Source organism: Microbacterium sp. CGR2 (assembly GCF_003626735.1).
Classification (GTDB): Bacteria; Actinomycetota; Actinomycetes; order Actinomycetales; family Microbacteriaceae; genus Microbacterium.
The window spans coordinates 2245473-2265690 of sequence record NZ_RBHX01000001.1 but is presented as its reverse complement, the minus strand read 5'-3'; the positions used below and the strand labels follow the sequence as shown (position 1 = coordinate 2265690).

The 20218-nt window shown below is 67.7% G+C and carries 16 protein-coding genes and 1 riboswitch; of the genes, 7 read left to right on the top strand and 9 right to left on the bottom strand.

All coding sequences use genetic code 11. The features are described from left to right. Positions 1-165 precede the first annotated feature (165 nt). The 8 genes from gcvP to D7252_RS11355 form a co-directional block, all read right to left on the bottom strand. Positions 166-2988 carry an aminomethyl-transferring glycine dehydrogenase gene (gene gcvP, locus D7252_RS11390; protein ID WP_374225788.1) on the bottom strand — a complete coding sequence of 941 codons (2823 nt, stop codon included), beginning with the start codon at positions 2986-2988 and terminating at the stop codon, positions 166-168. 61 nt (positions 2989-3049) lie between these two features. Then, on the bottom strand, positions 3050-3430 hold the full coding sequence (gene gcvH / locus D7252_RS11385) for a glycine cleavage system protein GcvH (RefSeq protein ID WP_120775494.1): 381 nt from the start codon (positions 3428-3430) through the stop codon (positions 3050-3052). Further along, positions 3427-4617, bottom strand: coding sequence for a glycine cleavage system aminomethyltransferase GcvT (locus D7252_RS11380; RefSeq protein WP_120775493.1), 1191 nt, complete (start codon positions 4615-4617; stop codon positions 3427-3429). Before D7252_RS11380 ends, gcvH begins: the two co-directional genes overlap by 4 nt. Before the next feature lie 260 nt (positions 4618-4877). Then, a riboswitch (glycine riboswitch) is annotated at positions 4878-4973 on the bottom strand. A gap of 40 nt (positions 4974-5013) precedes the next feature. Next, on the bottom strand, positions 5014-5877 hold the full coding sequence (locus tag D7252_RS11375) for an ABC transporter ATP-binding protein (protein ID WP_120775492.1): 864 nt from the start codon (positions 5875-5877) through the stop codon (positions 5014-5016). After that, complete coding sequence (locus D7252_RS11370) at positions 5874-6725, bottom strand: ABC transporter ATP-binding protein (RefSeq protein ID WP_120775491.1); 852 nt, start codon at positions 6723-6725, stop codon at positions 5874-5876. Before D7252_RS11370 ends, D7252_RS11375 begins: the two co-directional genes overlap by 4 nt. Continuing rightward, complete coding sequence (locus D7252_RS11365; RefSeq protein WP_120775490.1) at positions 6722-7711, bottom strand: ABC transporter permease; 990 nt, start codon at positions 7709-7711, stop codon at positions 6722-6724. Before D7252_RS11365 ends, D7252_RS11370 begins: the two co-directional genes overlap by 4 nt. Then, positions 7704-8699: an ABC transporter permease gene (locus D7252_RS11360; protein WP_120775489.1), complete on the bottom strand. Its 996-nt coding sequence runs from the start codon at positions 8697-8699 to the stop codon at positions 7704-7706. Before D7252_RS11360 ends, D7252_RS11365 begins: the two co-directional genes overlap by 8 nt. A 40-nt stretch (positions 8700-8739) precedes the next feature. Then, positions 8740-10428 carry an ABC transporter substrate-binding protein gene (locus D7252_RS11355; protein ID WP_120775488.1) on the bottom strand — a complete coding sequence of 563 codons (1689 nt, stop codon included), beginning with the start codon at positions 10426-10428 and terminating at the stop codon, positions 8740-8742. Positions 10429-10671: 243 nt separating this feature from the next. On the opposite strand from D7252_RS11355, the gene D7252_RS11350 reads away from it, so the two are divergent. The 7 genes from D7252_RS11350 to D7252_RS11320 are packed head-to-tail and all read left to right on the top strand — an operon-like array spanning position 10672 to position 18066. Further along, the gene (locus D7252_RS11350; protein WP_120775487.1) at positions 10672-11388 is read left to right on the top strand and encodes an NrtR DNA-binding winged helix domain-containing protein; all 717 of its coding nucleotides are present in this window, start codon (positions 10672-10674) and stop codon (positions 11386-11388) included. Then, positions 11385-12719, top strand: coding sequence for a quinolinate synthase NadA (gene nadA / locus D7252_RS11345; RefSeq protein ID WP_120775486.1), 1335 nt, complete (start codon positions 11385-11387; stop codon positions 12717-12719). Before D7252_RS11350 ends, nadA begins: the two co-directional genes overlap by 4 nt. Next, positions 12716-14296 carry an L-aspartate oxidase gene (gene nadB, locus D7252_RS11340; RefSeq protein WP_120775485.1) on the top strand — a complete coding sequence of 527 codons (1581 nt, stop codon included), beginning with the start codon at positions 12716-12718 and terminating at the stop codon, positions 14294-14296. The genes nadA and nadB overlap by 4 nt, the downstream gene beginning before the upstream one ends. After that, a complete protein-coding gene (gene nadC, locus D7252_RS11335; protein WP_120775484.1) occupies positions 14296-15147 on the top strand; it encodes a carboxylating nicotinate-nucleotide diphosphorylase in 852 nt (283 codons plus the stop codon). Before nadB ends, nadC begins: the two co-directional genes overlap by 1 nt. Positions 15148-15149: 2 nt before the next feature. Then, positions 15150-16286: a cysteine desulfurase family protein gene (locus D7252_RS11330; RefSeq protein WP_120775483.1), complete on the top strand. Its 1137-nt coding sequence runs from the start codon at positions 15150-15152 to the stop codon at positions 16284-16286. Between the two features lie 38 nt (positions 16287-16324). Continuing rightward, the gene (locus D7252_RS11325) at positions 16325-17272 is read left to right on the top strand and encodes a glycosyltransferase family 2 protein (RefSeq protein WP_374225765.1); all 948 of its coding nucleotides are present in this window, start codon (positions 16325-16327) and stop codon (positions 17270-17272) included. Positions 17273-17292: 20 nt separating this feature from the next. Continuing rightward, positions 17293-18066, top strand: coding sequence for an SDR family NAD(P)-dependent oxidoreductase (locus D7252_RS11320; protein WP_120775482.1), 774 nt, complete (start codon positions 17293-17295; stop codon positions 18064-18066). A 97-nt stretch (positions 18067-18163) separates the two neighbouring features. Here the strand turns inward: D7252_RS11320 and D7252_RS11315 are convergent, their stop codons facing one another. After that, the gene (locus D7252_RS11315; RefSeq protein WP_120775481.1) at positions 18164-20212 is read right to left on the bottom strand and encodes an ABC transporter ATP-binding protein; all 2049 of its coding nucleotides are present in this window, start codon (positions 20210-20212) and stop codon (positions 18164-18166) included. Between the last annotated feature and the right edge of the window lie 6 nt (positions 20213-20218).

The window sequence follows — 20218 nt, the reverse complement described above, 5'->3', positions numbered from 1 at the left end:
GGGATAGTTGACACTAACCCGGGGTGTCCTCGCGCAGAGCGTTCAGCTAACGAACCGTTACTGAGTGGTGACCAATATTAACGTCCCTGAAACATGCAGAAGCATGAAAACGGCGCCGCACCCTCCGTGTCGGAGAGCGCGGCGCCGTCGCGGGAACTTCGATCGTCAGGCGAAAGCCTCGATCGGCGGGCAGGCGCACACGAGGTTGCGGTCCCCGTACGCCTGGTCGATGCGCCGGACCGGCGGCCAGTACTTGCCCGCGACGAGTGCGGGCACCGGATACGCGGCCTCTTCCCTGGTGTACGCGTGTGCCCACTCCCCGGCGATCAGAGACACCGCGGTGTGCGGCGCGTGCACCAGAGGGTTGTCGTCCGCCGGCCAGCGCCCCGCCGCCACGGCATCCGCTTCCGCTTTGATCATGATCATCGCCTCGATGAAGCGGTCGATCTCACCGAGGTCTTCCGACTCGGTCGGCTCGACCATGAGCGTGCCCGCCACGGGGAACGACATGGTCGGGGCGTGGAAGCCGTAGTCGATGAGACGCTTGGCGACGTCGTCGACGGTGATGCCCGTCGCTTCGCGCAGCGGCCGGAGGTCGAGGATGCACTCGTGCGCGACCCGCCCGTGGTCACCGCTGTAGAGCACCGGGTAGTGCTCACCGAGGCGCGCTGCGATGTAGTTCGCTGAGATCACGGCCGCCGCGGTCGCGCGACGCAGCCCCTCGGCACCCATCATGCGCACGTACGCCCACGAGATCGGCAGGATGCCGGCAGACCCGTACGGCGCGGCCGAGACCGCTCCCCCCTCGAAGGCGAAACCACCGAAGTGCTCTGCCCGTTGCGCGAGCGGATGCGACGGGAGGAACGGCGCAAGGTGCGCCTTCGCAGCGACGGGACCCACACCGGGACCCCCGCCACCGTGCGGGATCGCGAACGTCTTGTGCAGGTTGAGGTGCGAGACGTCGCCGCCGAGGTCGCCGAACCGGGCATAACCCAGCAGTGCGTTGAGGTTCGCGCCGTCGACGTAGACCTGGCCGCCGGCATCGTGCACCGCCGCGGTGATCTCCACCACATCATGCTCGTAGACGCCGTGCGTCGACGGATACGTGATCATCAGAGCGGAGAGCGTCTCCGAGTGCGTCGCGATCTTGGCGCGCAGGTCGTCGAGATCGACGTTGCCGAGTTCATCGCACGCGACCACGACGACCTTCATCCCCGCCAGCACGGCGGACGCAGCATTGGTGCCGTGCGCTGAGGACGGGATGAGGCAGACCGTGCGCTGACCGTCGCCGTTCGCCAGATGGTATCCGCGGATCGCGAGGAGGCCTGCGAGCTCCCCCTGCGAACCGGCGTTCGGCTGCAGCGAGACGGCGTCGTAGCCCGTGACCTCCGCGAGCCATCCCTCGAGCTGGTCGACCAGCTCCAGATAGCCCTGCACGTCGGATGCCGGAGCGAACGGGTGGATGCCGGCGAACTCCGGCCAGGTGATCGCTGCCATCTCACTGGCCGCATTGAGCTTCATCGTGCAGGAGCCGAGGGGGATCATGCCCCGATCCAAGGCGTAGTCGCGGTCGGCGAGGCTCTTGAGGTAGCGCATCATCGCGGTCTCGCTGCGGTGAGCGTGGAAGACCGGGTGGGTGAGGTAGTCGTCCTGGCGGTGCAGACCGTTCGGAATGCGGGCGCGGGTGCCGTCGCCGCGGGGATCGATCACCCTGGCCGGCGCGCCGAACAGGGTGCTCACGGCGGAGACTTCGGCGAACGTCGTGGTCTCGTCGACCGAGATGCCCAGAGTGTCGCCGTCGACGTGATGAAGCAGGATGCCGAGCTCGTCGTGCGCGCGGCGGACGATGTCGGCTGCCTTACCGGGGACCCGGACACGCAGCGTGTCGAAGAACGTCTCGTGGACGACGTCCACGTCGCGCTCGGAGAGCCAGTCCCCCAGCAGGGCGGCCTTGGACGCGACGTCGGCCGCGATCCCACGAAGTCCGTCCGGACCGTGGTACACCGCATACATCGAGGCCATGACGGCGAGCAGGACCTGGGCCGTGCAGATGTTCGAGGTCGCCTTCTCGCGACGGATGTGCTGCTCCCGGGTCTGCAGGGAGAGCCGGTAGGCGGGCTTGCCGTCGGCGTCGACCGACACTCCGACCAGGCGACCGGGGAGCTGACGCTCGAGGCCGGCACGGACAGCCATGTAGCCGGCATGCGGTCCTCCGAAGCCCATCGGCACCCCGAAGCGCTGGGTCGTACCGACCGCGACATCGGCTCCGAGCGAGCCGGGCGAGGAGATCAGTGTCAGGGCGAGGAGATCGGCCGCGACGACGGCGAGGCCGCCGGCCACGTGAGCGGCATCGATGACCCCCGAAGGATCCCATACCCGACCCGAAGCACCGGGGTACTGCACGAAGACGCCGAACAGGTCGGCGGGCAGCTGGTCGCCGGCGGTGAAGTCGACCGACACGAGCTCGATGCCCACGGCATCCGCTCGTGTCTCCAGGAGAGCCTGGGTCTGCGGCAATGCGTCGGCGTCGACCGCGAAGACGTTCGATGTCGACTTCGATGCGCGCCGCGCAAGCAGCATCCCCTCGACGACGGCCGTGGACTCGTCGAGCATCGACGCATTGGCCGTCGACAGCCCGGTGAGCTCGGCGACCATCGTCTGGAAGTTGATGAGCGCCTCCAGCCGTCCCTGTGAGATCTCCGGCTGATACGGCGTGTACGCCGTGTACCAGGACGGGTTCTCCAGAACATTGCGCTGGATGACCTGCGGGGTGATCGTCCCGTAGTAACCGAGCCCGATCATCGGACGGTTGACCGCGTTGCGCGAGGCCAGCGCGCGCAACTCGCTGAGCGCTTCCGTCTCGCTGGCCGCAGCAGGGATGGCCGAGTCGGTCGCCGGGGTGAAGATCGACGACGGAACAGCCTGACGCATCAACTCCTCGGATCCTGATGCGAGGTCCGCAGTTCCCACCCCGAGAGCATCGAGCATGATGCGCTGGGTGGAATCCGTGGTTCCGATGTGACGATCGGCGAAAGTGACCACGAGAGGATCAGGCCTCCGTGAGAGCGACGTAGGCATCGCGGTCGAGCAGTGCGTCCAACGCGCCGGCGGCGACCGACACCTTGATCAGCCATCCGCCTTCGAACGGCTCCGCGTTGACCAACGACGGGTCGTCGACGACGGCGTCGTTGATCTCGACGACCGTGCCGGAGACAGGGGCGTACAGCTCACCGACCGACTTGGTCGACTCGATCTCGCCGACGACGGCACCGGCGGTGACCTCCGTGCCGACAGCGGGAAGTTCGACGAAGACGACGTCGCCCAGCTTCTCGGCGGCGAAGTCGGTGATGCCGATGGTGACGGTGTCCGACGCGTCAGCGGCGATCCACTCGTGCTCTTCGGTGTAGCTCAGTGCAGTGAGGTCGGTCATTTGGTCCTCCGATAGAAAGGCAGGTCGGTCACGGTCGCGGGAATCCTCGTCCCGCGCACATCGAGGAACACCGTCGTCCCCGCATCAGCGGAAGACGGGTGGACATAGGCCATCGCGATGGGATGACCGAGAGTCGGGCTCAGGGCGCCGCTGGTGATCTCGCCGATCGTCGTGCCGTCTTCGGCGACGACGTCATAGCCTGCACGGCCGGCGCGCTTGCCCTCGGCGATGAGTCCGACCAGCACGGGCGCTTCCGCGTCTTCGGAGCCGTGCAGCGCCGCCTTGCCCACGAAGCTCTCCTTGTCGGCGGCCACGACACGTCCGAGCCCCGCCTGCGCCGGTCTGGTCTCCCGGCTCAGCTCGTGACCGTAGAGGGGCATGCCGGCCTCGAGGCGAAGCGTGTCACGGGCGGCGAGCCCGGCGGGAACGAGGCCGCGAGGCGCCCCGGCGTCGACGAGTGCGTCCCAGAGGGCGGGCGCTTCGGCGGTGGGGATGAGCAGCTCGAAACCGTCCTCGCCGGTATAGCCGGTGCGGGCGATCAGCAGCGGCTGCCCGCGGAAGACGGCATCCGCCCAGGCGTAATACTTCTGCTCCGCCCACGGGATGCTCATATCGGCGATCCCCGCCGTGGCGGCGACGATGGACTCAGCGGACGGCCCCTGCACCGCGACCAAGGCGTAGGAGTCCGAGACGTCTTCGACATCCACGCCGCGATCGCCGAGGAAGCCGGCGAAACTGCGCTCCTCGCCCTCCGCACGCGGAGGTTCCGCCCGTTCGATCAGGGACGGAAACGAGCGGATGCGCGAGGCGAAAGCCGCGTCGACAAAGCCACGGTTCCCGGCATTGGCGATCACCAGGTAGCGATCCTCCGCGAGACGATAGACGATCACATCATCGACGATGCCGCCGTCCTCGGTGAGGATCAGGGAGTACTTCGCCTTCCCGACTCGCATGGTCGAGAGACGGCCGGCGAGAGCGTAGTCGAGGAACTCCCCCGACGATTCGCCGGTGACGAGGAACTCGGCCATGTGCGAGATGTCGAAGATGCCGGCGTCACGCCGCACCGCGTGATGCTCGGCGAGGTCAGAGGTGTATCGCACCGGCATCTGCCAGCCACCGAAGTCGGTGAAGGACGCTCCGAGCGCCTCATGGCGTTCGCGCAGCGGGGTGTAGCGGGGTTCGGACACGGAGTTCTCCCGGGCTGGATCGGGCGGAACAGCAACAGCGCCGCTCCTGGGAACTCCCCCTCTGTCATGGGCCTGAGAGCTTCACCCTTCGACAGGCTCAGGGAGCATCGAATCGGGGCTTTCACCGTCGGCGGATCTCGGTGGGCGAAGGAAGGACGAGGAGACTCGCGGAACGTGTCTCACCAGGGTTTCGGCTCGGGCGCGGACGCCCTCGCTCAACCCGATTTCTCGCTTCGCTCGAAATCGCTTTTCAGAGTGGCCGGAACCGCGCGGTACGCGTTACCTGAGAGATTGGCGGGGAGGCTTGCTCCTTCGGTGCCCGGCTGCGTTCGCCGGGGCTCTCCCGCGTGGGTCATTCGGCCTGTCTTCAGTTGTGGCTCCAGTGTAGCGGGATCGTCAGCCGGTCACCCCGAGCTCGCGGCGCACCTCGTCGCGGAGCCTGCCGAGATTCTCGGGCTCGGGAGCCGCCCCGAGAAGGGTCTTTGTGTAGTCGTGCTGCGGGTTGAGGATCACCTCGTCAGCGAGCCCACGTTCGACCACGTCTCCCTTGTAGAGCACCATGATCTCGTCGGAGAAGTGGCGCGCCGTCGCGAGGTCGTGCGTGATGTAGAGGACCCCCAGGTTCTCCTCCCGCTGCAGTTCCGCGAGGAGGTTCAGCACGCCCAACCGGATGGAGACGTCGAGCATCGATACGGGTTCGTCCGCGACGATGAAGCGCGCTCCCGGCGCCAGAGCCCGCGCGATCGCGACCCGCTGGCGCTGCCCGCCGGAGAGCTCGTGCGGGCGGCGCTCGGCGTAGCTCTCCCCGGGCGTCAGCCGCACGCGTTCGAGCAGCTGCACGGCTCGATCTCGGACCTCGGCACGGGACAGCTCGGGGTGGTGCAGGCGGATCGGCCGCTCGAGATGATGCACGATCGTGTGGAAGGGGTTCAGCGACGCGAAGGGGTCTTGGAACACCATCTGCACGTCCGCACGGTACCGCTCGAGCGCGCGACCACGTGTCCCGGACGGCTTCCCGTCCAGCAGGATCTCTCCGCTGGTCGGGGTCTCCAGCTTCATCAGCATCCGCGCGATCGTCGACTTCCCCGACCCCGACTCACCGACCAACGCCACGGTCTTCCCCGCCTCGATCGTGAAGGAGACGTCCTTCACCGCGTGCAGGACGTTCGTCTTGAACCCGGACCGAAGGTGGAAGTCCTTGACCAGGTTGCGCGCCTCCAGCGTCGTCGTCGACGTCGCGGCATCCGCTTTCACGCTCATCGGTTCCCCTCCTGACTCACGCCGGTGCGGACGAAGTCGCCGCGCTCGCCTTTCAACGACGGGAAACTCGACAGCAGCGTCCTCGTGTACTCGTGCTGCGGGGTGCGGTAGATCTCCTCCGCAGTGCCCTGCTCGATGATCTCGCCCCGCAGCATCACGGCGATCCGGTCGCTGATCTCGATCAGCATCGGAAGATCGTGCGTGATGAAGATCACCGCGAACCCCAGCCGTTCCCGCAGACGCATGATCTCGCGGATGATGCCGCGCTGCACGACCACGTCGAGCGCCGTCGTCGGCTCGTCCATGATCATGACCTGAGGGTCGAGGGCGAGCGCCATGGCGATCATCATGCGCTGCCGCATGCCACCGGAGAGCTCGTGCGGGAAGCTCGTGAGACGGCTGGGATCCACCCCCACCAGGGTGAGCAGCTCCTCTGCCCGCGCGGTCTTGTCCTTCTTGGACATTCCCGGGCGATGCGTGTCGAAGATGTCGAAGATCTGCGCGCGGACATCGATGACCGGGTTCAACGAGTTCATCGCGCCCTGGAAGACCATCGAGATCTTGTCCCAGCGGAACGCCCGAAGACCCTCCCCGTCGAGCCCGACGATGTCGATGTCGTGCCCGTCACGGTCGTGGAAGACGATCTCGCCACTGGTCATCAGTGCGGGGGCCTTGAGCAGACGGTTCATCCCGTAGGCGAGCGTCGTCTTGCCGCAGCCCGACTCCCCTGCGAGGCCGAGGATCTCCCCGCGGTTCAGGGTGAGCGAGACGTTGCGCACGGCCTTGACCGGCGGGTCGACCTCGTACTCGATCGACACGTTCCTCGCTGTCAGCACGGCGTCGCTCATGCGGTCACTCCCTTGATCTTGGCGACCTTGCGCACGCGCCGCGCGGCTTCGGGCGCATTGCGCAGCTTCGGGTTGATGACCTCGTCGATCGCGAAGTTGATGAGTGCGAGCCCCGCGCCGAGGATCGCGATCATCAGGCCGGGCGGCACGAACCACCACCAGGCTCCACGACCGAGCGCCTGCCCCGATTGCGCATCGTTGAGGATCGACCCCCAGGTGATCGACGAGTTCGGCCCGAGCCCGAGGTACGACAGCCCCGCTTCACCCAGGATCGCGAAGATGATCGCGAACAGGAACTGGGCGGTCAGCAACGGCAGCAGGTTCGGCATGATCTCGACGAGGATGACGCGGAAGGACCGCTCCCCCGCGACCTTCGACGCGTAGACGTAATCGCGCGTCCGCAGCGAGCGCGTCTGAAGCCGGAGCACGTACGCGGCCCCCGCCCACGACGTGATCCCCAGCACGAAGGCGACGAGTTGCCAGCTGCGCTCGGGCACGAACGAGGCGATCACCATCACCAGCGGCAGCCCGGGAATCACGATCATCACGTTGGTGAAGAGGGCGAGGGCATCTTCCCGCCAGCCGCCGAGGTACCCGGCCAGAACACCGAAGAGGAGGGAGAGCACGATGGCGATGCCGCCGGCCACCACGCCGATGAGCAGGGAGCCCTGGGCGCCGATGGCGAGCTGGGCGAGCATGTCGTTGCCGAGTTTGGTGGTACCCAGCCAGTGTTCCGCCGATGGCGGCTGCAGTGCCGGGTTGCCGGTGTAACGGGGGTCCTGCGTGAAGATCGGCGCGATGATCGCGAACAGCAGGATCGCGAGCACGAGGATCGACCCGACGATGAACTTCGGAGACGTGCGCGGCAGAATGCGGCGCTTCTTGCCCCCGGGCTGGGTGGCCAGCGAGATGGTGCTGGCCGGCGAGGTCATCGGCGGTTCGTCCTGGACGGTGAGGAGGCCGGCGGTGTTCTGGGGATCAGACATTCTGGCGAGCCCTCGGGTCGATGAAGCCATAGACGAGGTCCATGAAGAAGTTGGCGGCGAGCACGGTGATCGTGATCACGAGGAACAGACCCTGCATCAGTGCGTAGTCGTTGTTGGTCACGGCTTGGAACATCAGCTTGCCGATGCCGGGGTACGTGAACACCTGTTCCATCACGATCGACCCTGCGACGACGAATCCCAGAGTGATGGAGAAGCCGGCGATCGAGGGGATCGCAGCGTTGCGGGATGCATAGGTGGTCATGATGCGCCGCGGGCGGAGCCCCTTGGCCTCGGCCGTGAGGACGTAGTCCTCGGCGAGCGTGGCGACCATCATGTTGCGCATGCCGAACAGCCATCCGCCGACCGAGCTGATCACGATGGTCAGCGCCGGGAGGACGGAATGAGCCAGAGCATCCGAGAAGAAAGCCCACGTCGGCTCCGGCCCGTCGGGGAAGTCGAAGACGTCGTACCCGCCGAAGATGGGGAACCAGCCGAGCCCGACCGCGAACACCGCGACGAGGATCAGCGCCATCCAGAAATACGGGATCGACTGCAGCACCGTGGTGGCCGGGATCAGATGGTCGACCCAGGTGCCTCTTTTCCAGCCTGCCCAGGCACCGAGGGCGAGACCCAGGATGAAGGAGATGACGGTGGTCGTGCCCACGAGGACGAGCGTCCACGGAAGCGCTCCGGCGATGAGCTCCGTCACGGGGGTGGGGAACTTGGTGACCGATACCCCCAGGTCGCCCTGGAACATCCGTCCCCAGTAGGCCAGGTATTGCTCCCAGAGCGAGGCGTCGTCACCACCGAGCAGGAGCTTGATGTTGCGGATGGTGTTCTCGGACACCTCGCCGCCGGCCCGCTGCATCTTGGCGATCATGATGTCAGCGGGGTTCCCCGGCATGAGACGGGGAAGCAGGAAGTTGATGGAGATCGCGGCCCACAGCGTGAACGCGTAGAACCCGATTCTTCGTGCATAGAATTTCATGTCACCGATTCCTGACTTCCTGCTTCCCGTCTCCTCTCGACTACTTCGCCGGCTGCAACTGCGTCAGGACGTACCCTGCCGCGATGGAGCCCCAGGACGGCGGGAAGGCGTAGAGGTCTTCCTCGGTCGGCCACCCGGTGTAGTCCTGCGAGTTGTAGAACGTCTGGGTCGCGTTGATGACCAGCGGGATGTACGGCAGGTCTCGGACGATCTCGGTCTGGATCGTGCCGTAGAGCTCCTTCTTCTCCGCCTCATCATCGGTGCTGACCGCGGCCTGGACGGCTGCATCGACGGTCGGGTTGTCGTAGCGGCTGAAGTTCCAGCGTCCGGCCGGGACCTCGGCGCCGACCGGGCCGGTGGACTGGACTTCGGTGCCACCGAACCAGTCGCGGTAGATCTGGAACGGGTCCGCGACGGAGGTGCCGATCATGCCGCCGACGATCAGCTGGAAGTCGCCGCTCTGGCGGGAGTCGGAGAACTCCTGCCACTGCACCGTCGAGGCGTTGATCTTGATGCCGGCTGCCTGCGCCTGTTCGGCGATCAGCTTCGCGGCGTCGTTGTAGTCCGTCCAGCCGTCGACCGAGGTCAGCGTCAGCTCGAGCGGCACACCGTCCTTCGCGTAGAAGTCGCCGTCCTTCGTGTACCCGGCGGCTTCGAGGATGGCGCTCGCTTCGGCAGCATCCGCCTCCTGAGGGCTGACCTCGTTCGCCGCATCCGCGACCCACTTCTCGTCGCGAGGCAGAAGCGCGTAGGTCGGTGAGATGTCGCCGGTGAGCCCCACGAACGCCTTGTCCTTGATCGTGGCGCGGTCGATGGCGACGTTGAGCGCCTGGCGCACGGCGACGTCGGTCTGCGGACCGGTGCAGCCGAGGTCGGCGTTCGAGCAGGTGTAGAGCACCGTCGGGTCCTGCGGCGTGTTGATCCACTCGATCTTGCCGTTGCCGGTGACGTCGTCCGGGTTCGGGATGAACATGCCGGCCCAGTCGAGTTCACCGGCAGCGAGGAGGTCCTGCGCGGTCTGGTTGTTGTCGACGGCGATGTACTGGACCTTCTTCACGCCGAGGTCGTCCGCGCCGCGGAAGTTCTCGTTCGCGACGAGGGTGTACGACTCGCTGGTGGTCTTGTCGACCACGTACGGACCCGATCCGACCGGCTCTTCGTTGGCGAAGTTCGCGAAGTCGTCGACCTCGGACCAGACGTGCTCCGGAAGGATGTAGGTGGAACCCAGGCGCTGGAACTCCGTGGTGTACTGCGCCGACGAATACGTCAGTACGACGGTGGTCTCGTCGGACGCTTCGGCGGAGACCAGACCGTTGCCTTCGGGGTTGTTCCCCTCGTAGTTGAAGCTGAACACGACGTCGTCTGCGGTGAGCGGTTCGCCGTCGCTCCACTTGAGGTCAGGCTTGATGGTGACCGTGATCACCGTGCCGTCCTCGTTGTACTCATAGGAGTCGCCGATCAGACCGACCGGCTCGCTGTCCGCCGTCTTGTTGAAGAAGAACAGCGGTTCGAGGATCGGTCCGAGCGCGCCGTGGAGCACGGTCGGTGCGAACGGGTTGTAGTTCGCGGTGATCGGAGTCTGGCTTCCGGCCCAGACGCGGAGGGCCCGGTCGCTGTCGGCGTCGCCGTCAGCGCCGCCGCCTGCGCCACAGGCGGTGAGGCCCAGAGCGAGGACGGATGCCCCCGCTGCGGTGGTGAGCGCGATTCTGCGCTTTCCGTTACGGATCATTCTGATGTTTCCTCTCGGTGCTGCACTGCAGGAGGGACTTCTCCGGATGGAGTCGAAACCCCGGAGGAGACGTCGCGGTCACCAAGGGGTTTGTTAGGACAGTAACCTAACAAACCCCATCCGGGCGAACAACCTTCTTCCGCGTTCGGACATAACGTTTCGGACTCGGCGGCGATCACCGTCATCTGCGCGCACTAATGGTCGGAGTGACACTAAGATCGGAGACGAGAGGTTAAGGTACTGATGACTCAAAGCTCGGATATCCGCGTGGCCGTCTCCACGGTCATCCTGACGTTGCGCCCGTCCGCCACTGGCGAGGCCGCGCTCGCGCTCCCGCTCGTCCTCCGCACACGCGAGCCGTTCGCCGAACAGTGGGCGCTCCCGGGCGGCTGGCTCACACCCGAGGAGTCTCCGGTGGATGCCGCTGCCCGCACCCTCGCCGAGACGACAGGACTCTCTCCGAGCTATCTGGAGCAGCTCTACGCGTTCGGAGCCGTCGACCGCTCCCCCACCAGGGTCGTCTCCATCGTCTACTGGGCGTTGCTCCGCCAAGACGATGTCGTCGCGCAGAGCGCCGCGCACCGCGCATCCGGTCACGCTCCGGAGAACGTGCAGTGGTTCGACCTCGACGCCCTGCCGCAGCTCGCTTTCGACCACGCCAAGATCATCGAATACGCCATCTGGCGCTTGCGCAACAAGGTGGGCTACAGCCGTGTCGCGCACGGCTTCCTCCCCGCGGAGTTCACGCTCGCCGATCTCCGAGAGGCCTACGAGGCGATTCTGGGCAGGCACCTCGATCCGGCGAATTTCCGTCGGCAGGTGGAGGCTGCGGGAAACCTCCTCCCCACCGACCGCTTCCGCACCGGAAGCCACCGTCCTGCACGTCTGTACCGCTACAACACCGACGTCGAGCTGGCTGACCGCGGCCCTCTCGGCTCCGAAGAAACGAGCACCCGATGAGCATCACCGCCGTTCCCACACCACAGATTCCCGAGCTCGACGCCTCTGTCGACCACGCGATCCAGGCCATCGTCAGCGGCGCATCGATCGATGCGACCTGCACGACCGACCTCGCCGCCGACCCCTGGGACTTCGATGCCCGTCCCGGCTACGGCCCCGGATCGTCGATGGGGGACGTGATCCCGACCGGGGCGCCCCGTCAGGGTGAGCTTCCGGCGGAGTACCGGGAGGCCGACGAAGCGGAACTCGATGCGCGCATCCGCGCTGCGAAGGCCGCGCTCGCCGATCGCGTCGTGATCCTCGGCCACTTCTACCAGCGCGAGGAGGTCGTGCAGCACGCCGACTACGTCGGAGATTCGTTCCAGCTCGCCACCGCCGCGAAAGGCAGGGCGGATGCCGAGGCGATCGTGTTCTGCGGCGTCCACTTCATGGCGGAGACTGCCGACCTGCTCTCCCGGCCGGATCAGGCGGTGATCCTGCCCAACCTGGCTGCCGGATGCTCGATGGCCGACATGGCGGACATCGACCAGGTCGAGGAGTGCTGGGAGCAGCTCGCGGACGTGCTCGGCGATCTCGACATCGCGGATGCCCGAGGCAAGGTGCCGGTGATCCCGGTCACGTATATGAACTCCTCCGCCGCCATCAAGGGCTTCGTCGGGCGCCACGGCGGCATCGTCTGCACGTCTTCCAATGCCGAGACCGTGCTGGAATGGGCGTTCGAACGGGGTCATCGCGTCCTGTTCTTCCCCGACCAGCATCTCGGACGCAACACCGCCAAGGCGATGGGCGTGCCTCTCGATAAGATGCCGATGTGGAATCCCCGACGTCCGCTCGGCGGGTCGACCGCCACGGAACTGGCCGATTCGAGGGTCATCCTGTGGCATGGCTTCTGCTCCGTGCACCGTCGATTCACGGTCGACCAGATTGATCAGGCCCGCGCCGAGCACGCCGGCGTCCGCGTCATCGTGCACCCGGAATGCCCGATGGACGTGGTCGATGCGGCCGACGAAGCCGGCTCCACCGACTACATCCGACGAGCCATCGCCGCCGCCACCGAACCGACGACCTTCGCGATCGGCACGGAGATCAACCTCGTCCGACGGTTGGCCGCCCAGTACCCGCAGCACCACATCTTCTGCCTCGACCCGGTCGTGTGTCCGTGCTCCACGATGTATCGCATCCACCCGGGCTACCTGGCGTGGGTGCTCGAGGAGCTCGTGGCAGGACGCACTCCCAACCGGATAACGGTAGGCGACGATGTGGCGACGCCGGCACGAGTGGCGTTGGAGCGGATGCTCGCGGCCAAGCCGCGGGTGCCTGCCGGAGCATGATGAAGGTCCTGATCGTCGGCTCGGGGCTCGCCGGGCTCACGGCGGCGCTGCATGCCCACGAGGCAGGGCATGACGTGACGGTGGTGACCAAGGGCCAGCTCGGCGACGGCTGCACTGCTCTCGCCCAGGGCGGTGTCGCCGGTGTCTACGGCCCAGGCGATTCGAAGGAGCGGCACGCGGCGGACACCATGCAGGCCGGTGCCGGCGAGCCCGACCCTGCGGCGGTCGACGTCCTCGTGACGGACGGGGGTGCGCGGATCGCCGAGCTGATCGCCCGTGGCGTGGCTTTCGACCGCTTCCCCGACGGCACGCTGCGGCTGGGGCGCGAGGCCGCTCACAGCCACGCCCGGATCGCGCACGCGGGCGGCGATGCCACCGGGGCAGCGATCTCGCGAGCGCTGTCGGCAGCCGTACGACGGACGTCGATCCGCGTGATCGAGCACGCCTTTCTCACTGAACTCCTCGTCGCCGGTGGGGCCGTGCGCGGCATCCGGATGCTCTCCGGCCTCGCGGAATCCGAGATCGGTGCCGACGTGGTGATCCTCGCGACCGGTGGGGCCGGGCAGCTCTACGCGCACACCACCAACCCCCTCGGCACGACGGGCGACGGGATCGCTGCCGCCCAGCGGGCGGGCGCCGCCCTCACGGATCTGGAGTTCGTCCAGTTCCATCCGACCGTCCTCGCATCGGGCTCGGCCTTCCTGATTTCCGAAGCGGTCCGCGGCGAAGGGGCGACACTCGTCGACCGCGACGGCCGAAGGTTCGCCTTCGACAGCCATCCCGACGGCGAGCTCGCGCCACGCGACGTCGTCGCTCGTGCGATCGCCCGCCAGGCGGCAGACCAGCGCTCCCCGGTTCATCTGGACGCCACGACGCTCGGGGTGAAGACGCTGGCGGTGCGCTTCCCCACCATCGATCGAGTGACCAGGGAACGCGGCTTCGACTGGTCGCGCGATCCCGTCCCGGTGACCCCGGCCGCGCATTACCTCATGGGCGGGGTCGTCACCGATCTCGACGGGCGCACCACCGTGCCCGGCCTGTTCGCCGTCGGTGAGGCCGCACGCACCGGAGTGCACGGCGCCAACCGTCTGGCGTCGAACTCGTTGCTCGAGGCGGCAGTCTTCGGCGCTCGCGCGGCTGCGGCCGTGGGTGCGCCGTGGCGTTTCGTCTCGCTTCGCTCGCTCAACGACCAGGGGCCGCGCTCGCTCAGCGACACTGGGCCTCGCTCGCTCCACGACCAGGGCACCGGACCGGTCGTTGAGCGAGGAGCGCAGCGACCAGACGAAACGCCCCGGCCCGGACCCTTCAGCCGCGAAGCCCTGCAACGCATGATGTGGGACCACGTCGGACTTCTGCGGACCGACCAGGGACTTGCTCACGCCGTTCGGATCCTCCGCACCTGGATGGCCGGCGCGCGCACACCACACACCATCGCCGACCACGAGGACGCGAATCTTCTCCTGCTCGCCGAGGCGACGGCATCTGCCGCACTCGCCCGCACCGCCTCGATCGGCGCCCACCACCGACACACCGACGCGCACGTCCGTCCTGCCACATCCATTTTGGAGACCGTCTGATGCTCACCTCCGCCACTCTCACACGCGTCGTCGGCGCCGCCCTCGAGGAGGATGCCCCCTGGGGGGACCTCACCAGCACGACCCTGCTCCCGGCGCATGCATCGGCGACCGCCGACCTCGTCGCACGGGAACCGGGTGTGTTCAGCGGCGGCGACGTGTTCGACGCCGCCTTCCACCTGACGGATGCCGCACTCATCGTCGACCTGCACGTGGGCGATGGCGACGAGTTCGTCCCGGGCGACGTGTTGGCCTCCGTCGCGGGATCGGCCCGCAGCATCCTGACCGCGGAGCGCGTCGCCCTCAACTTCACTCAGCGGATGAGCGGCATCGCCACGCTCACCGCCGCCTACGTGCGCGCGGTCGACGGAACCGGCACCCGCATCGTCGACACTCGCAAGACCACCCCCGGCCTGCGAGCCTTCGAGCGCCACGCGGTCGTCGCAGGTGGCGGCCACAACCATCGCCACTCTCTGTCCGACGCCGTCATGGCCAAAGACAACCACCTCGCGGTCCTTCAACGCGAGGGCGCCCATCTCGCCACGGCCCTGCGCGACGCGCTGGCGCGCCTCCCGCACACGACTCACGTCGTCGTCGAAGTGGATCGGCTGGATCAGATACCCGCCGTTCTCGACGGAGGCGCGCACACGGTCCTCCTCGACAACTTCTCCCTCCACGACCTCAGGGAGGGCGTGAGGCTGATCGGTGATCGGGCAACGGTCGAGGCATCAGGAGGCGTGACTCTCGAGACGGTGCGAGAGATCGCACAGACCGGCGTGGACGTGATCTCCGTCGGAGCTCTGACGCACTCCGCACGCGCGCTCGATCTGGGCCTGGACGTCCGGATCGACTGAGCGTGCTGTACCTCGACCACGCCGCCACATCTCCGATCCGCCCGGAGGTTCTCGACGCGATGCGCCCGTACCTCACCGACGTGTTCGGCAACCCCTCCAGTCACCACACCGCCGGGGAAGCTGCGGCGAGCGCGCTGGACGACGCCCGCGCGCGGGTCGCGCGGATCCTGGGCATGCGTGCCGGCGACGTCGTGTTCACCGCCGGCGGCACGGAGGCGAACAACCTCGCCGTCAAGGGGATCGTGCTGGCGGCGCTCGCGAACGGTGGGCGTCATCTCGTCGTCTCCCCGATCGAGCACGAGTCGATCCTGGAATCCGCGGAGTACCTTCGGCGCTTCCATGCGGTCACGGTGACCGCGCTCTCCGTGGACGTCTCAGGGCGCATCGCACCTTCCGCGGTCGCGCGCGCGATCCGAGACGACACGGCGCTCGTCTCCGTCGGACACGCCAACAACGAGATCGGCACGATCCAGGATGCCGTGGCCCTCGCGGACGTGGCGCACGCGGCGGGCGTCCCGCTGCACCTCGACGCCGTGCAGTCCGCCGGCTGGCTGAACCTTCAGAATCTCGGCGCGGATGCCATCTCGGTGGCCGGACACAAGGTGGGCGCCCCCAAGGGCATCGGGGCACTCGCCGTCCGAGGTCGCGTGCCCCTCGAGCCGCTGATGCACGGCGGCGGGCAGGAGCGCGGACGCCGCTCCGGCACCGAGAACGTCGCCGGGGCGGTGGCGCTCGCGACGGCTCTCGAGATCGCTGACGCCGAGCGGGACGCGGTGTTCGCCGGGGTGCGTGATGCGACCACCCGATTCGTCGCACAGGTGCTGAAGACCGTCCCCCAGGCCGCGCTGACGGGCGATCCTGTGCACCGGCTCCCGGGGACCGCGAGCTTCACGTTCGCGGGCACCAGCGGAGAAGCCGTGCTGCTGGAACTCGAGCGGCGCGGCATCGTCTCATCCAGTGGCTCGGCGTGCGCCGCGGGAAGCGATGAGCCGTCGCACGTGCTCATCTCCTGCGGAGTCTCGCCCGACGTGGCGCAGACATCCGTGCGCTTCACCTTCGGGCGCACCCCTCTCGCAGGCGACGCCCCGGAAAGGCTGGCCACCCTCGTCGCCGAGTCGGTGCGCGCGGTCGCCGGCTGACGCGCTCTCCCGTCGGTCCCCGGCCCTAGACTCGGCTCGTGACCGCATCCGCCCCGATCGTGACGATGATCGTCCCCGGACGCGACATCGCCGCATTCGCACCGGCCGCACTGGCGTCGCTGCGCACGCAGAGCGAACCACGCTGGCGTGCGATCCTCGTCGATGACGGGTCGGCGGACGACACCGGTGACATCTTCGCCCGCGCCGCAGCGGTTGATCCGCGGTTCCGTGTGGTCCGTCACGAGCCGTCCCGCGGCCTCGGCGCCGCCCGCAACATCGGCCTCGGGCTCGTCGACACGCCCTATCTCGGCTTTCTCGACGCCGACGACGAACTCTTGCCCGACGCTCTCGCCCGCCTCACCGGCACCCTCGACGAGACCGGAAGCGACTTCGCTGCGGGAGCGTACGTGAGGTCGCGTCCGCAGGGCGACGCCTACACTCCGGGACGCGTGCAGCCCTGGGTGGCCGCAGCCACGGATCCGGCACGGTTGCGCACGACGCTCGTACAGCATCCTCGTGCGGTGTCGAACATCGTCGCCTGGTCGAAGGTCAGTCGGACCGAGTTCTGGCGAGACCTCCGGTTTCCCGAGGGCGTCGCCTATGAGGATCAGGTGGTCGCGCAGCAGATGTACACCCGCGCCCGATTCTTCGACGTGATCCCCGACGTTGTGGTGCGGTGGCGGGTCCGGGCCGATGGCACATCGATCACGCAAGGCAAAGCGCAGTTGCCCGTGCTGCGCGACTATCTCTCAGCCCTGCGCGGCGGGATCCGCGTGCTGCGGGAAGCGGGTGCCGACGCCGCCGTCGCCGCCCGACTCGGCCTCATCCTCGCGATGGACGTCCCCTCATTGGTGGAGATCGCGGAAACCCACGCTGATCCGGCGTATGCCGAAGCGGTCGACGACTTCCTGACCGAGCTGCGCGCATCACCCGAGTTCGCCCACGCCACCCCCGACCCCACACTCGCCGCGGCACTGTCGTGGTGAGCAGCGCCGAAAGAGCACCTGTGAACGACTACCTCTCCTCCCTGTTCTCACTCGACGGCCGCACCGCCGTCGTCACCGGCGGCAGCTCCGGCATCGGCCGCGGCATCGCGACCGCACTCGCTCGCGCCGGTGCCGCCACCGTCATCGTCGCCCGCGGGGCAGCCCGCATCGATGAGACCGTGCGCGAGCTCGAGGAGAGCGGATGCCGCGCCGCCGGCGTCGTGGGAGACCTCAGTACTCGCGACGGCATCCACGCCGTCGCCGATGCTGCAGCCGAGCCGTTCGGGGAACCGGACATCCTGGTCAACTCGGCAGGCATCAACATCCGCCCTCCGTACTCGGCGATCACTGAAGACGACTGGGACGCGACGATGACGGTCAATGCGCTCGCGCCCTTCCTGCTGGGACAGCGCTACGCCGCGACGATGGCTGCCCGGGGCTATGGCCGCCTCATCCACATCAGCTCCCAGCAGGCGCACCGCGCCTTCGTCGGAAGCGGCATCTACGGAGCTTCCAAAGGTGCGCTCGAGTCGCTGATGCGGTCGGAGGCCGAGGCCTGGGGCGGAACCGGAGTGACCAGCAACACATTGGTCCCCGGGTTCGTGCTCACTCCCCTCAACGCTCGCCTGCAGACCGACCCGGAGAAGGTGGCCGCCCTCGCCGCGCGCACGATGATCGGGCGCAACGGTCTCCCGAGTGATTTCGCGGGAGCCGCCGTCTTCCTGGCAGGCGCGGGCTCGAGTTACATCACCGGTCTCTCGCTCTTCGTCGACGGCGGGCTCTCCGTCCACTGACCGCGCCGCGCGCTGACAGCCGCCGCGCACGGACACCGCGGCTGCGGACTGACAGCGCCACTGCGGAGGTGCGCGCGTCGGCGCGATCAGGCTGCGATCAGACTTCGGGCGGATACACGCGCTCGTCCACGCGAGGTTCGGCGAGCAGGGGCACCGACGCTGTGAGCGCGGCGACGGCGTCAGCTCCGGCGGAGTCGACCGGAGCGCGGTCGGCCCGCCGCTCGGCGAAGCCGGCTTCGACGCCTCCCGTCACGGTATCCTCGATCTCGGCTTCCGACGTCAGCACGCGTGAGGCGGCCACCTGCTGCGCGGCCAGGTCGGCGTAGAGGCCACCCAGGGCGAGCAGTTCGGCGTGGGTGCCGGACTCCACGATCTTGCCGGCTTCGACCACGTGGATGACGTCCGCTCCCATCACGGTCGACAGCCGGTGGGCGATCGACAGCGTCGTCCGCCCCTTCGCAGCCTCGTCGAGCGCCTCTTGGACGACCCGCTCGGAAACGGTGTCCAGCGCCGACGTGGCTTCGTCGAGGAGAAGCACGGGCGGATCCTTCAGCAGTACCCGGGCGATCGCGATGCGCTGCTTCTCACCGCCGGACAGCCGGTAGCCGCGCTCGCCCACCACGGTGTCGTATCCGTGCTCGAACCCGGCGATGATGTGGTGGATGTTCGCCGCGGTGCATGCCACCTCGAGCTCGTCCTGTGTCGCATCCGGCTTGGCGTAGAGGAGGTTCTCGCGGATCGTCGCATGGAAGAGATAGGTCTCCTGCGACACGATCCCCACTTGATCGATGATCGACTCCTGGGTCAGCGTGCGCACATCCGCGCCGGCGAACAGCACCGCCCCACTGTGCGCCTCATACAACCGTGGTGCGAGATACAGGATCGTGGTCTTGCCGGCGCCGGAGGGACCGACGAACGCGACGTGCTGCCCGGGCTCGGCCACGAACGACACGCCCTGCAGCGTGGGTCGAGCGTCTCCTGCAGCATCCGGATAGCGGAAGACGACGTCGGCGAACTCCACGCGCCCGACGGGCCCCGGGGCCTGTTCGACGGTGATCGCGTCTGCGGCGTCTTCGATCTCGGGCACCAGGTCGAGGTACTCGAAGATGCGCGCGAACAACGCCGACGACGTCTGCAGATCGAGCGACACCCGCATCAGCCCCATCAAGGGCATCAGCAGCCGCGCCTGCACGGTGGTGAACGCCACCACCGTGCCCGCCGTGATGGCACCGGTGCCGCCTGCGATCAGGTAGCCGGAAACGAGGTAGATGACCGCAGGGACGCTCGCCATCAACACCTGCACGACAGCGAAGAAACCCTGGCCGCTCATGGCTCGCCGCACCTGCAGCGTGACCTGGTTGCGGTTCTCCGCCTGGTAGCGCTCCGACTCGGTGCGCTGCCTGTTGAACGCCTTCGACAGGAGCATTCCGGAGACGCTCAGCGTCTCCTGGGTGATCGAGGTGAGCTCCGACAGCGACTCCTGCGTCTCCCCGGCGATGCGCGCGCGCACCTGACCGACACGGCGCTGCACGAAGATGAGGAACGGCATCATCACGACCGCGATGAGGGTGAGCCGCCAATCGATCAGGATCATGGCCACGAGGGAGGCGACCACAGTGACCACGTTGCCGAGGATGCTCGAGACCGTGTTCGTCAGGACGCCGGAGACACCGCCCACGTCGTTCTGGAGCCGCGATTGGATCACACCTGTCTTGGTGCGGGTGAAGAAGCCGAGCTCCATGGCCTGCAGATGCTCGAACAACCGGACGCGAAGATCACCGGTGACGCTGTTGCCCACTGTCGCCGTCAACCACGTCTGACCGACGCCGAGCACAGCCGAGAACAGGAAGAGCCCGACCATCGCCCCGACCAGCCCGGCGAGCAGCTCGAGGTGCGGCCCGCCACCGGCCACCGGAAACAGGGCGTCGTCGAAGATACGTTGGACGATCAGCGGCGGGATGACGGCGACGGCCGCACCGACGACGACCAGGATGCCGGTGAAGAGAATGCGCCAGCGGTAGGCCCGGAACAAGCTGACAACCCGCCCTCCGAGGCCCTTGATCCGAGGCGCCTCGGCGTTCATCTTCCGCTGTGCGTCTTCGTCCATGCCCCGAAACCCGCCGCGGTGCCCACCACCCATGCTCATGGCGCC